The organism is Planctobacterium marinum, from assembly GCF_036322805.1.
GTDB lineage: Bacteria > Pseudomonadota > Gammaproteobacteria > Enterobacterales > Alteromonadaceae > Planctobacterium > Planctobacterium marinum_A.
Genome location: NZ_AP027272.1, coordinates 3514331 through 3530979 on the forward strand (window position 1 = coordinate 3514331; position 16649 = coordinate 3530979).

Sequence of the window (16649 nt, forward strand, 5' to 3'; positions counted from 1 at the left end):
AGGAATGTTAAGTATGATTAGCAAGTATCACAGCTCTACATTCAGTGTCATATGCAAGGCTACAATTTTCATTGGGTTATTGGTTTCAGGCATCGCTTTGGCTGCGCCCGATGGCGAATTCCGCGTGCCCACTAATAATCAAACTTTTGATGGCAATCTTATGTTCGGTGGAACGGTGACTGACCCCGACGGTAGCGGCGCCTTGATTGTCCGTATAAATGGAGATGATACGAAAGAAATTTCCTTGTGTAGTGATTGCTTCAGCAATAGCAACACTCGAAACTTTGTTAAAGCCGGCATTAATCCACGCGATATGCAGCTATCTAGCGGCAGTCATTTTGTGCAACTTATCGAAATTGATAATGGCAGCGAAACGGAAATCGACCGTGTCAATTTCAGATGGGAGCCGCCTCAGGTGACGGGTATTTCTGTTAACCGCACCATTGGCAATATAACAATCAGTTGGAACAGTGTAGCAGGTTACAACAGATACAATTTATATATCTCTTCAGAAGCCAATATTACTCCCGACAATATTGATTCACTGCCAGACGGGACAACATTCCTGGGCATTAATGGTACCAGCCAATCAATTTCAAACTACGCTGACGATCTGGGGCTGTTCGCCTTAGTCACGGCCAGTAATGCCAGCGGTGAGGGCGCCTACAGTGAAATTTTCAGAATCGAAGCACTGGACAATCAAGACCCTGAGGTCATATCAGAATCTTTCACTCTAGATGAAGATGGTGAAATTACAGATAACCTATTGGCTAACGACTCCGACCCTGAAGAACAACCGCTTTCTGCCGAGCTGAATGCCGAGCCAAGCAACGGTAACGTTACCCTGGACTCAAACGGTGACTTTACTTACAAACCCTTTTTAAACTTTAACGGCGAAGATGCTTTTAGCTACCTGGTGAGTGACCCGCAAGGCGGTTCACAACTGGGTAGCGTTGCCATTACAGTGAGGCCTGTGAACGATGCCCCCGTGGCGGAGTCCGATGCTTATCAACTTGCAGAAGATACCGTTTTGAACGTCACCACTGCCGATGGAGTGCTCACCAACGACAGCGATGTAGATTCAGATGGTTTAATCGCCTCACTTATTAATTCTACTCAAAACGGGATTGTTAACCTCAATAGCGATGGTAGCTTTACCTATCACCCCACAGAACACTTCTTTGGTTCAGATAGTTTTACCTATTCTGCCAGTGATCCAGCAGGTGCCTCCTCAACGAGCTCCGTAACACTTGTTGTATCGCCTGTAAACGACCCCCCTGTTGCAACAGACGATAGCTATCAAATGAATGAAGATCAGACACTGATTATCGACTTGGCGACCCAAGGATTATTAGCCAATGATAGTGATGCAGAGCTTACCGGAGATGAACGTTTTAGTGAACTTACGGTCACCTTGCTCTCCTCGCCTGACAACGGTGAGCTTGATTTGCAAAGTAACGGTACCTTTCAATATACCCCTGCGACAGACTTTTTTGGCACGGTAACTTTTATCTATCAGGTAACCGATCCTCAGGGTGCTTCGGCGAGCGCTACGGTGTCCATTGAAGTGGTCGACCAGCCGGAATCAGCAATTGCACAAGATGACGCATATGTTCTTGATGAGGATACGAGTTTAACAGTTCAAGCTTCTGACGGAGTGCTCGCTAACGATAGTAATGTTGACGCCAATGATGTTTCTCTGACGGTACTCACGTCCACAGCGTCAGGGCAGTTAAATGTGAATAATGATGGCAGCTTTAGCTATCAACCTGCTGAAAACTTCAATGGCATTGATAGTTTTAGTTATCGTGTCAGTAACTCGATAGGTAGCGACGAAGCTTTGGTAACCCTCACCATTAATGCCATCAACGATGCGCCGATAGTCATAGACGATATCGCCACCACGATAGAAAATACTGCAGTAACCATTTCGCCACTAGACAATGACAATGATCCTGATGGTGACGCACTCTCTGTTTCTATCTCTTCAGTATCGGATGGCACTGCTGTTGTACAAGAAAACAATATTGTTTTTACTCCAGCAACTAATTTTGTTGGTGATGCAACTATCAATTATCTGGCAACTGATAATCAAGGAGGAGAAACCAACGGCGTAATAACTATCAGCGTCATCGCGCAAAACGAACCTCCTATAGCTGCAGATGATAATGTGCAAACAGACGAAGATGCGCCTGTTACCATCGCACCACTGGCCAATGATACAGATCCGGATGGCGATCCCCTTACTTTGAGTATCCTGGCTGTTAGCTCAGGCAGTGCCGACCTCAACGCAAATAACACCATTATTTATACGCCAGTTGAAGATTTTAATGGTACAGCAACAATTTCCTATCAAATTGCTGATGAGAAGGGCGAAATCGATCAAGCAGTTATCACTGTTACCGTAAACCCGGTGAACGACGACCCAATTGCATTGGACGATGAAGTGTCAGTTGCAGAGTCAGAAACGGTAATATTGATGCCATTGAGCAACGACTCAGATGTCGATGGCGATGCTTTGTCAATTACCTCAGTTACAGCATCGACTGGCACAGCATTATTTACCAGCAATGAAATTACCTATACGGCACCAGATACCCCCGGCATTGATAGCATTAGCTATACGATATCAGATGGCAATGGCGCTACTGCTACCGCCACTATTGGCGTTACTATCACAAATGTGCAAGATGCGCCGGTCGCAGTAGATGATGCAGTGACTACCGATGAAGATACTTCGCTGCTGATCTCACCTCTGGACAATGACTCAGACGAGGATGGTGATACGTTAAGCGTGACTATTGAATCAGTAAGTAACGGTACTGCCGATCTTGAATCCAGCACAAGTATTCGCTACACCCCTACCGCTGATTTTTTTGGCACTGCAGCCATTGTCTATACCGCGACTGATGAAGCTGGCAACACTGACAGTGCGAACGTTATCATTACCGTTAACCCGGTGAACGACGACCCAATTGCTTTGGACGATGAAGTGTCAGTTGCAGAGTCAGAAACAGTAATATTGATGCCATTAAACAACGATTCAGATGTCGATGGCGATGAATTGTCAATTACCTCAGTTACAGCATCAACTGGCACAGTGTCATTTACCAGTAATGAAGTTACCTATACGGCACCAGATACTCCCGGCATTGATAGCATTAGCTATACGATATCAGATGGCAATGGCGCTACTGCTACCGCCACTATTGGCGTTACTATCACAAATGTGCAAGATGCGCCGGTCGCAGTAGATGATGCAGTGACTACCGATGAAGATACTTCGCTGCTGATCTCACCTCTGGAAAATGACTCAGACGAGGATGGTGATACATTGAGCGTGACTATTGAATCAGTAAGTAACGGTACTGCTGATCTTGAATCCAGCACAAGTATTCGCTACACCCCTACCGCTGATTTTTTTGGCACTGCAGCCATTGTCTATACCGCGACTGATGAAGCTGGCAACACTGACAGTGCGAACATATTCATTACCGTTAACCCGGTGAACGACGACCCAATTGCTTTGGACGATGAAGTGTCAGTTGCAGAGTCAGAAACAGTAATATTGATGCCATTAAACAACGATTCAGATGTCGATGGCGATGAATTGTCAATTACCTCAGTTACAGCATCAACTGGCACAGTGTCATTTACCAGTAATGAAGTTACCTATACGGCACCAGATACTCCCGGCATTGATAGCATTAGCTATACGATATCAGATGGCAATGGCGCTACTGCTACCGCCACTATTGGCGTTACTATCACAAATGTGCAAGATGCGCCGGTCGCAGTAGATGATGCAGTGACTACCGATGAAGATACTTCGCTGCTGATCTCACCTCTGGACAATGACTCAGACGAGGATGGTGATACGTTAAGCGTGACTATTGAATCAGTAAGTAACGGTACTGCCGATCTTGAATCCAGCACAAGTATTCGCTACACCCCTACCGCTGATTTTTTTGGCACTGCAGCCATTGTCTATACCGCGACTGATGAAGCTGGCAACACTGACAGTGCGAACATTATCATTACCGTTAACCCTGTTAACGATGCACCAGATGCTGTCGATGACAATACATCAACCGACGAAGATGTGGCAGTGACTTTGTCGCCATTAAACAACGACTCTGATGTGGATAATGATAGCCTCTCCTACACTATTAGCAGCACTACCAATGGTACTGCCGTTATCAACTCGGATGACTCTCTTACATATACTCCAGCAACAGATTTTAACGGTTTAGCTACCATTAATTATACGCTAAGTGATGAGAATGGAGCCACCGACTCTGCGAGCATATTTATTACTGTAAACAGTGTTAATGATGCTCCGATTGCTACCGATGATACTATTTCCACAAATGAAGATAATTCTGTCGTCATATCGCCATTGGAAAACGACTCAGATGCAGATGGTGATACGTTATCACTGAGTATAAATGCTGTTTCCAACGGCAGCGCAGAGCTTATTTCTGATACAAGTATTCGTTTCACACCATCAGCGAACTTTTTTGGCACAGCCAATGTTAGTTACATCGTAAGTGACGGATCAGGTGACACGGACAACGCCAATATCACAATCACTGTTAATTCAGTCAATGATGCTCCTGATGCTAATAATGATAGTGTGTCAACCAATGAGGATACCGCGGTAGTGATATCGCCATTGGACAATGATACTGACGTAGAAAACGACAGTTTAACATTAACTATTAATAGTACTTCCAATGGTTCATCAGAGTTTAACTCCGATACTTCTATTACTTTTATTCCAGAAACGGACTTCAATGGTACAGCGGCTATTAGTTATTCAATCTCTGATGGTAACGGAGGGACTGATACAGCTGATATATCAATTACAGTTATCAGCGTAAATGATGCTCCAGTAGCTGTTGCGGATGCTGCAACTGTAGATCAAGGATCAAGCATTGTTATTTCTCCCTTGGACAATGATAGTGATATAGATGGTGACGATTTAACCATAAGTTCAGCCAACGCCAGTAATGGTAACGTGGAAATTTCTTCTGACGCCAAAACGATTACTTATACAGCTAGTAGTAGTTTTTCTGGCACTGATACAATTACTTACGTGGTTAACGATGGCACAGATTCTGATTCAGGTAGCATTTCAGTAACGGTGAATGACGTCAACGAAACGCCAGTAGCCAGTAATGATGAATACGATGTCAATGCAGGTGAATCCGCTGATCTTGATGTTCTATCCAATGATACCGATGGTGATGGCGATACGTTAACTATTACTGAGGCCAGTGCAACGCTAGGTACGGTAACCATCAGTACTGATGCATCCAGTCTCAGTTACACTGCACCATCCGATACCACAACAACAGACACAGTTTCATACACTATAAGCGATCCATCGAGCGCTACAGCATCTGCCACTGCCACTATTAATATAACGGAGCAAACCTTCTCAGGTGAATTCGACTCTGATGGTGACGGCAATTCCGATATATCAGCCAGTACTGATGGTACAGATTACACAGTGACCTTCGGTGACAATGTTGATGCTGTTTACTATGAAGAAGATGGAAGTTACGTGTCAGTTTCAGCCAATGATGATGGCTCTTATGAACTGACTATTGAAGGCTCCAATACCAGCGGCAAACAAGCCACTAAATTGGGCGGCATTAAGATGCAGGCGAACAGAGATTTCGTGCTTCCTTCTAGCACCAACACTGTTTTCTATACCATAGATGGTGTTGAGTATTCATTCACGGTTAGCAATCTTGATCAGCCCAATGCCAATGTAGCGTTTGGACCACCAACCCAACTAAACAACAGTTTTGAAGGTGTTAGCAGTCATGACTTTTACGTCCGTCAAGTGACCTTTTCTGGCCCATTGAGATTTGGTGTCGAAAACGGGGAACATTATATTCTTGCGGCTGGCGGTTCTGGCACAGTGAGGGGTGCAGATTTTGATGGCAATGTTACCTGGCAGGATAATAGCGGCATTTTAATCGTCAACATCGATGCGGCAGAAGAGTTTGAGCAACAATACAATGTCTTCGATCTGGACGATGATAATTCTGATGGGATTGCGCTGAACATCATTACCAAAGCCGAAGCCGATGCTTACGTCACAGCCTACAAAACCGAGTTTGTTACGGTGAATATTACTGATGCTCGTCAGGAATTCCGATTCTTGAAAGATAATCGTATTTACATTGATGCCGAAATTGATGTGTTCTATCAATATCGCATAGACAGCAGTCTGTACCCTGAAATAACTAGCGCTAATGACGGTGTTGTAGAAACCATTCCATCTGAAACTCAAATTCGCCAGTTGTGGAATATCGACTCGCTTAAATTGCAAAAACTAACCTTCTCTGACATTTCAGCCGGGATCGCCACTGAAATACCGCGCCTTGCAAACAATACTTTTGAAACCTTTGCTGCTGATTTCTGCCTATTTACGGAAACCACTACGGGCTCTGGCACTGGCTCGGGTTTTTGCCAGTTCAGTTCGCAATCCTTCACCTGGAATATAAGCAACGATGTCCTTAATATGGATTTTGGCAATGAGGTTACTGCAGCCTACCGCTGGCTGGACGATCTTATTGTTGAAAATACCTTTTCCATCGAACTGACCGTTGGCTCTGGTGCTAATAGTGAGCATTACAGTAAGCACGTTTATTGGCTCACATTAACCAACATTTCAGATGCCGACATTTCCAACCTATTATCCGGTCGGTATTTTGACAGCGCAACAAGCAAGTCCAACCCCGATGCGCGTAACAGTGATAATTCAGTTAAAACCTCAAATACTGAGGGCTTTTATTTTGATGGCAGCGGTCTTGGTAAATATCTTACCAGCCGTACCGAATTTGACGGAACCTCTGTCATCGATACCGACCGACGCTGGGAAGTTAATTCCGGCCAAATCAGTATATTCAGTCAGTCCACTTTGAGCTCGGGCAATGGCTTTAGCTATGAGTACGATCAATGTATCGATAATGGTGACGCCAGTTGCTTTATTTGGCAGATACAACTCTGGGTTCCCATTGCGGTAAGCGGCAATAGAATCTGGGTTTGGGAATGGTTATTAGTTAATGACACAGGTCCTTTCTTCGATACCACTGTGAATTATGAAGAGCAAATCAAACCTCGTATTCAATATTACGAACTCAACAACTCAGTGCCCGGCGCTCCCAATTCTATTAGTTTTAATCAGGAACCAATATGGCAGAGTATTGATTTTAATACCGATATTAATGTCTCAGTTAGCAACCTCAATGTGCTCAATTACTTTGCTGATCCGGAATCGGATCCCATTGCGATATTAGATGCTGCCGTTGAACAAGGTACGCTGTCCATCAATGACGACAATAGTGTAAATTATATCCCGCCAACTGACTTTATTGGCGACATTAAATATTACCTGGAAGTATCGGATAGCATTAACTCTGTTTACGCGTCGGGAACGATTACGGTGCTAAGTGAAAACTTTGCACCTGTTGCTGTTGATGATAGTTACGCTGCTTTGAGTGGAATAGCTATCGCGTTGACGCCTTTGGACAATGATACAGATGCCAATAGCGACCCACTCACCATCACGAGTGCCACCTCCGATACCGGGGTAGTCACTGTCGATACCAGCAATACCCAGTTGATTTTCACAGCACCGGCGACCTTCTCGGGTAACGCCACCCTTACCTACTTTATTTCTGATGGTAGAAGTGGTTCAGATTCTGCATCCATCACGGTTAACGTTAGTCAGCCTTCGTTCAACGGCGGTTACGACTTTAATAACTCTACCATCGATGATTTTTCCATCACCTCATCAGCGGGTGAATTCAGAGTTGTGTTTGGCGACGAGGTGAGCGCCGTTTTCTATGAAATCAACGGTCAGACCCACATTGTTTCTCGTAATGCCGATGGATATTTCGAATTTGTATACAATGCAGGTGATACCAATATTGCCCAATTACAATATGTTATTAATGGTTTCATTTACCAGTTTGCACCCGATGATTTAAGTTTGAGTACACCTAATCTGGTTTATTCTGGAGAGACAGAGATCATCAATGACTTTATTAGTAAAAATCAGTTCTTGCTAATTTCAAGACAACCCACCAACAACTCAGCGCTGGCCACCGCATTCAAAAACGGGGAGCTATACGACTTAGCAAGTAATGGAACCGGCTTATACAGCAGCCCAACGCACACAGACTCAGTAAGTTGGGTTACAGACACTGATGGCACTGTCACCGTAAGCTTTAATAATCCTGTAAGTGAGGTCATCTATTACTTCGTTTATGATCTCGATGATGAATTTAATAACGATGGCGCCCTGGGGGTCATTACCAAAGCGGAGGCTGACGCCTACGTCAGCACTTACAATGATTTCTTTGTCCCCGTCAACATCACCACTATCGCTCATAAGATAGATACCTATGCATTACAGGGGTATTTCTACGAAGCCAACATCGGTTTTGTACAATCTTTCCAGATAGACAGTATTAGTTACCCAGAAATAACCTCTGCACAAAATGGGGTGGTAGTTGAATCTGGTGGCGAGAACAAAGAATTGCTGAATGTTGAAACGCTCGACTTTCTGACCATGCAAACCTCTGACATTCTGGGCACAATCTACGTGCCAGTTGCAATTGAAGATGGCTCTGGAAACTTTCAACAATTTGCCAGTGATATCTGCACCTTATCTGAGTCATCAACGGGCAGCAATGTCGGCACGGCTGCTTGCTCAATTACCGGGAACACTGCAAGCTGGTCTATCGAAAGTGACGGCTCACTCTCTGTTGATTTTGGTAACTCACTTTCCGCGGTATATCGATGGTTAGATCACGGTGATATCGAAAATACCTTATTTATCAAGGCGCAAGATATCAATGGCGATATTTACTCCAATCTGGACTATTGGTTGCAATCCGATATGCCTTCAGCCAGTGATGTCAGCAGTCTAATCAATGGCAATTATCTTGAGATTAGCGACAATATCACCAATCGATACAACTACGACAAAGACGGCTTGTTGAATGATTCGATTGGCAACGGCTTTTATTTTGCGGCTTCCGGCCTGGCAAAATCACTCAATACATTTCTGGATTCCAACAATGATATTACCGTTCAGGATAATGATAGGCGTTGGCAAATTGATACGAGTGGCCTTGTCAGCATTAATGCCCTGAGCAACCTCAGCTCCGGTGATACATTCCATTATCAGTTTTCACAGTGCACTGATAGTGCCGATGCCAGTTGTTATGTCTGGCTATCAAGAACTTGGATACCGCTGGCGATACAAAACAATCGCCTATGGGTTATGGAGTATGAGGAAACCGACCCAGACAATGGCTATTTCGATTCACGTGACGGTCTGGAAGTTACAGAGTATCCGAAGATTCGTTTTTACGAACTTCGAAGTGCTATCCCAGGAGTTCCCAATTCCATTAGTTTTAATCAGGCGCCTGTTTTTAACAGCAATGGACTCAGCACTGTTGTCGATACAGTAGCAACCTTTAATTTACTCAATGACCTCGCTGATCCCGAAGGTGATAGCATGACAATCATTGATGCCAGAGTGAATTCAGGAACGATTATTGTTAACACCGATAACTCAGTAACCTTCACACCTGAAAGCGCATTCATCGGTAGCGTATTTATGGATTTTACGGTTGACGATGGAATCAATCGAGAGTCTTACGGTGCACTGATCAGTGTTTTTCCTGCGAATACGGCACCAATAGCTAGCGACGACACGGTAAACGCGATTGGCAGCCACAGCTACAGCTTCAGCGTACTGGACAATGATATTGACGCTGACAATGATTTGTTAAACATAACCAATTTATCTACAACGGCTACCGGGTTCAGCATTAGCAGTGATGCAGCTCATATTGAATACAACGCACCAGCCTCCCTTACAGCAACAGAAATAGTGACTTACACTATTAGTGATGGCAATGGTGGGTCAGACACAGCCACGTTAACCGTTAGCCTGGTGCCCAACTCAGATCCGATCGTCAATAATGACAATGCTGGTCCCATACTTTCAGGCAGTACCATAACATTAACGCCACTGGACAATGACACCGACCCCGACGGCGATTTTCTCACTATACTCACAGCAGCAAGTAGTGATGGCGTTGTATCGATAGCCATTGACGGTCAGTCACTAGACTTCTCGCCAACTATCAGCTCTGGCACAGCGTCATTGAACTACACTACAGGCGACGGCTTTGGGGGTTCTGCAACGGGTGTTATTAGTGTAGCAGTGACCTCTTCAAACAACGCCCCAACGGACATCCTGATTGACGGCACCTCCAGTGTGGTAATAGCCCGCAATAACACCGGCATCAATGCGTTAGTTGGCTCCTTGACTACCACCGATGCCGACACGGGCGACAGCCACAACTATTCATTAGTGAATATCGGCACCTCCGCCTCGGGAACCTGCTCTGCCAGCTCCGGCAACGGCAGTTTTGCAATTGATGGCAGTCAGTTGCGCAGCAGTACCACACTTGCACCAGCTGTTTATGACGTCTGCGTGCAGACCAATGATGGCAGTACCACCTTCCAGAAAACCCTGAGTATCAGCGTAACGAATAATGCCCCGACGGACATCCTGATTGACGGCACCTCCAGCGTGGTAATAGCCCGCAATAACACCGGCATCAATGCGTTAGTTGGCTCCTTGACTACCACCGATGCCGACACGGGCGACAGCCACAACTATTCATTAGTGAATATCGGCACCTCCGCCTCGGGAACCTGCTCTGCCAGCTCCGGCAACGGCAGTTTTGCAATTGATGGCAGTCAGTTGCGCAGCAGTACCACGCTTGCACCAGCTGTTTATGACGTCTGCGTGCAGACCAATGATGGCAGTACTACCTTCCAGAAAACCCTGAGTATCAGCGTAACGAATAATGCCCCGACGGACATCCTGATTGACGGCACCTCCAGCGTGGTAATAGCCCGCAATAACACCGGCATCAATGCGTTAGTTGGCTCTTTGACTACCACCGATGCCGACACGGGCGACAGCCACAACTATTCATTAGTGAATATCGGCACCTCCGCCTCGGGAACCTGCTCTGCCAGCTCAGGCAACGGCAGTTTTGCAATTGATGGCAGTCAGTTGCGCAGCAGTACCACGCTTGCACCAGCTGTTTATGACGTCTGCGTGCAAACCAATGATGGCAGTACCACCTTCCAGAAAACCCTGAGTATCAGCGTAACGAATAATGCCCCGACGGACATCCTGATTGACGGCACCTCCAGCGTGGTAATAGCCCGCAATAACACCGGCATCAATGCGCTAGTTGGCTCTTTGACTACCACCGATGCCGACACGGGCGACAGCCACAACTATTCATTAGTGAATATCGGCACCTCCGCCTCGGGAACCTGCTCTGCCAGCTCCGGCAACGGCAACTTTGCAATTGATGGCAGTCAATTGCGCAGCAGTACCACACTTGCCCCAGCTGTTTATGACGTCTGCGTGCAGACCAATGATGGCAGTACTACCTTCCAGAAAACCCTGAGTATCAGCGTAACGAACAATGCCCCGACGGACATCCTGATTGACGGTAATGCTGGCGTTACACTTGCTGACAGTACAACCGGTATCAATGCATTGATGGGTACATTAAGCACCACCGATGCCGACACGGGCGACAGTCATAGCTATACCTTGGTGAATATCGGCACCTCGGACTCAGGTACCTGCACTGCTAGTTCGGGCAATGGCAGCTTTAATATTGACGGCAACAACCTGCGTAGCAACAGCGCTTTGTCCGCGACCACCTATAATGTATGTGTGCAAACGAATGATACCAGCACTACCTTCCAGAAAACCCTTAGTATCACTGTGACCTCCAGTAATAACGCTCCTACTGATATCTTGCTGAGTAACTCCGTAATAGACGATATTGCCACAGGCACAGATGTGGTGGTGGGTAGCTTGTCGACGACTGATGTAGATACTGGCGATGCTCACACATACAGTCTGGTGACTGCAGGCACATCTGCCAACGGCACATGTAGTGCCGATACAGGTAATAGCAGCTTTAATATCAATGGCAGCGACCTTCGCACCAACACCGCATTAAGTGCGGCCACCTATAATGTCTGTCTCCAAAGCAGTGATGGCAGCACCACTTACGAGGAAACTCTGAGTATCACAGTTAACATTGGCAATAGTGCACCAACCGACATTCTGATTGATGGTGGCAGTAGTGATACCATTGCCGATGGAGACACAGGGACCAATGCAATCATCGGTGCGTTCTCCACCACAGATGTGGATGGTGGTGACACCCACAGTTACAGCCTGGTGAGTACAGGTGCTTCAACTAATGGAACTTGCAGTAGCGACACCGACAACAGTAGCTTTAATATCGATGGCACTAATTTACGCTCCAATGCCGCATTATCCGCGGCAAGCTACAACGTCTGTTTAGAGAGCAATGATGGTACTACGAGTTTCCAGACAACATTGAATGTCACTGTCACCAGCAATACCCCGGTGGCAACAGCTGACAGTTACATTTTGCTTTCAGCCAGTGGCATGACCGCCAGTATTGATAGCACTGTCGGCGTTCTTGCCAATGATAGTGATCCAAATTCTGATACTTTAACGGTTTCAATTGTCACTAATCCAGCCAATGACAGCGCATTTACGCTAAATTCAGATGGTTCCTTTAGTTATCAACACAATGGCAGCACGGTGCTAACCGACTCCTTTGTTTATCAGGTATCAGATGGTACCTACTCAAGTCAAGCCACCGCTTCGTTAACAATCAAACGAGCCAACTTTGTGCCGGGTATCTGCACAACGCCAGAGGCTTATACACAAGCCGGTGAAAACTTCAGTCAAACGATTCAAGTTTTGGATCTGGATGGCGACTCTCAAACTTTCACTGTCTCAGGTGAGCCCACCTGGATGTCTCTTGCGACGATTGATGGCAACACCGCAACTTTGAGCGGTACCCCTTCCACCAGCGATGTAGGTACTTCCAGCATTACCTTTAACTCTACTGATGGATACGCTACAGAATCTCTCACTTTTGATCTGACGGTGATCGATGAATTTGCCGTTAGTAACAATGCCGACATCGAATTTGGTGGTACAACCGAGGTGGTATACGACGCAGTTATCGACAACTACGGCAATATTGTAGTGGTAGGTACTTCAGACGGCGATTTTGCCGTAACAAGACTGCTTAGAGACGGTAGCATTGACTCCAGCTTCAACTCAGGACTGGTGTATACCTATGATTTCGGTGGCACAAATGATGTGGCCATCAGTGTAAAAGTGCGTCCTGATAATGGTTTAGTTATCGCCGGACACACTAATGTTACTAGCGCCTCTGACAATGATTATGCCTTGATGGTATTAAAAGAAGACGGAACATTAGATACCAGCTTTAGCAGCGATGGTGTACATACGATAGATCCTAGCTTTGGTTATGACGACTTCTTAGCAGAAGCTCTGTTGCACGAAAACGGTGATATAACGCTAATTGGTCAATCCTTTGTTGGGCCCTACTATAATCTATCTGCAGTACAACTAGACAGCAGTGGCGCAGTTGACGCAGGGTTTAACAGTGGCTCGACATTAAGTATTTCAGGTGTCAATGATCTCAACCCAGAGGCCGCCATTGAGGATGGTGAAGGCAATATTTATGTGATAGGACATGGTAGCAATGGCACAAACAGCGATATATTCATGACCCGCTTTAGTGTCGAAACAGGTGCCAGTAACGACTTCGCTAAAGCTGAAACCAATGCCCCCATAAAATATCTGAATGACGGCGGCAATGAATACGGATATGACCTGGCGTTTGATGCCAACGGTTCGGTACTAGTAGCAGGCACCAAAGACAATGACTTTGCCTTGTATAAATTTGCCATTACCTGGGACAATACCAATAGCGAATGGGATGTAGACGTGGATACCAGTTTCAACTCCTCCACGGGTAAAAACATCATTGACCTGAACAGTTCCTCCACAGATTTTGCTTATAGCATGGTTTCAGATAAGCGCGGCAATTACTACATTGCAGGCAAACAAGGCACTGATACCAGCATTATCCGCATTTCCGCAGACGGGACACTCGACACTGGATATGGTACTGGCGGTGTTAAAACCATCACGCTAAGTAGCGGTGTCAGCAATACTCCTACCATTATTCGCACAGATGCGCTGGGCCAGTTATTAATTTTTGATACCGAAGATGCAGGCAGTGATGCCCATGTCGCTATCACTTTTGATTACATCTTGGATCCCCCCACCTTTGGCGATTGTGATTACACCAGTGAATTCCAGGCTACCAGCAACAAAACCCAAGATGAGGTAGTTGATGCCTCAATTGCCAGTGACAACGACTACTTTGTGGCAGGCTGGAGTTTAGGCCAGGATGACAGCAATAAAGACTTTGTAGTGGTGAAAACCGACAGCAATGGCGATTTTGATGCTTTATGGGGTGAAAACGGTTACGCCCGCATCGATGCCGGGGCATCAACATCAATCACCCCTTATGATGCTATTGGGTTAGCAAATACCGAGGTAGTAATTGCGGGTGTTATAACTGGTACCGATGACTTATACCTTGCCAAACTCAATGGCAAAGGAGAGCTGGATTCCGGTTTTGACTCTGATGGCATCAGAGATCTGTCCGGGACAGTCGATTTAACCCCTGCACAAGGTTTGTATGTATCAAGCGCCAGTGCCTTTTTAATCGCAGGAAAAGACAGTACCAACTCCTATTCATGGGTTTACCGATTTAACACTGATGGCACAGATGATTTAAGCTTTGGTGCCGGTACCAATGTCTCCACGTCCGATACCGGAGTCAATTATACAGTGTATAGCGATGCTAACTTTAGTATCTATGATATGGTGACCTTAACTAATGGGGATATCTATTTAGTAGGTGGTTACTTTGATACTTACAACAAAGTAGCCTTAATCAAGATGGATAGCGCAGGTCTTATCGATACTTCCTTCGGTGCCAGCGGCCTTGCAACCTTTGATCAAGGCTCCGCTCATGTGGGCTTTAAAGCGGCAACAGACGGCACAGCCATTTACATTTTGGGTAAAGATACCAGTTCATCCGTGGTGTCAGTTTTGAAGGTGGACTCCTCAGGCAACCTTGATACAAGCTTTGACAGTGACGGTATTGCAGAGTTAGCTGACTATCAGATTTCCGCCTCTTCCACCTCCAGCATACAAATTGACAGTAGCGGTGCGATCTGGTTACAAGTAAGTAAATCTGGTACCAATGAGAGTATGGTGCGGCTCACCTCTACAGGCGGATTAGACATCAACTTTATCAATGCGGGTAATACCCAGTTCTCCCACGGTATTGATAGCTGGACGGCCATCGCTGGTTTCCAGTTAAATAGCAGCAACGAGGCGCTTCTATATGGCACAGTGTCCACTGACTTTGCCCTCGCTGGTATGTCTAATATCGGTGAAGTCAATAATACCAATCACAAGGTGTTATTTGATTTGGGTTATGGCGAGCATGCGACATCCATTGCATTAGACGAATATTCGGGTGTGTATTTAGCGGGATATGGACGCAATACCACTGACTATGATGACGATATGGCCATTGCAAAGTTTGACAATACCGGGGCAGGAAGCAATAGCTTCGGTAGTTATGGACAAACAACAAGTGCCATTGAACTGTTCACCCCCAATGGCGGGTCTACTCAGTTCAAGGATATTAGTCTTAGCGCCAATGGTCATATCTTTACTTCAGGAGAGAGTATCCTCAGTGGAGCTAATACCGACATTTACAACGCTAAAATTAGCGCAGATGCTGCCAGCATCGATACCACATCTTATGGTTCTGGTTTAACTGACATCAGTGGCAGTAGTTCAGATGATTTGGTAGGTGGACATTATCAAGCTGATGATGGTTATTTATATGTCGTGGGCAGTACCGATGGCAAAGCACTGGTGTACCGCTATAACTATTCTGGCAACTTCGACAGCTCTTTCAATGCTGCAACCGGCACGCTTGAATTGAGTACCTACACAGACAGCCATTTCACAGCCATCACACCAACCTCCGATGGTAACCTTGTGGCGGTAGGATACTACTCCAATGGAGGCGATATCGATGCCTTGATAGTTAAGTTTTCTCCCGAAGGCAGCCTGGATAGTAGCTTCAGTAATGACGGAATCTATGAATTCCAGGTAGCCAGCACAGAGGAGCGCTTCTACGATGTCGCCATTGATGGCAATGGCACAATATACGCTGTTGGGGAATCCAATGGCGATGCCATTGTCATTGCTATGGATAATACCGCAACCGCCGCCACCTCTTGGAACAGCACTGGTGATTTATCTTATGATGTCAATTCAGGCTCGGATGACATAGCTACAGCAATAAAAGTGGATGCATTTGGTGCTATTTTTGTCCTGGTGAACAGTAACAATGAATTCGCCTTGCTCCGCTTTAAACCTGACGGTACCCTGATAAGTGATTTTGGTGGAACCAATGGCTATTCAGCAATAAACAAGATGCGTGATATTGCCATAGATACCTTAGGCAATGTATTTGTGACCGGTAGTACCCAATTGGACCAGCAGTGGCAGTTTTTCACTGTACGATATACAAACGTGGTTGGCCCCTATTAAAAAAGAA

General features: G+C 45.8%; 1 protein-coding gene. It reads left to right on the forward strand.

Annotation, left to right across the window (positions count from 1 at the left end; all coding sequences use genetic code 11):
* The first annotated feature begins 13 nt into the window (after positions 1 to 13).
* Positions 14 to 16642, forward strand: a complete 16629-nt coding sequence (locus AABA75_RS15675) for an Ig-like domain-containing protein (RefSeq protein ID WP_338293605.1) — start codon at positions 14 to 16, stop codon at positions 16640 to 16642.
* Positions 16643 to 16649: the final 7 nt, after the last annotated feature.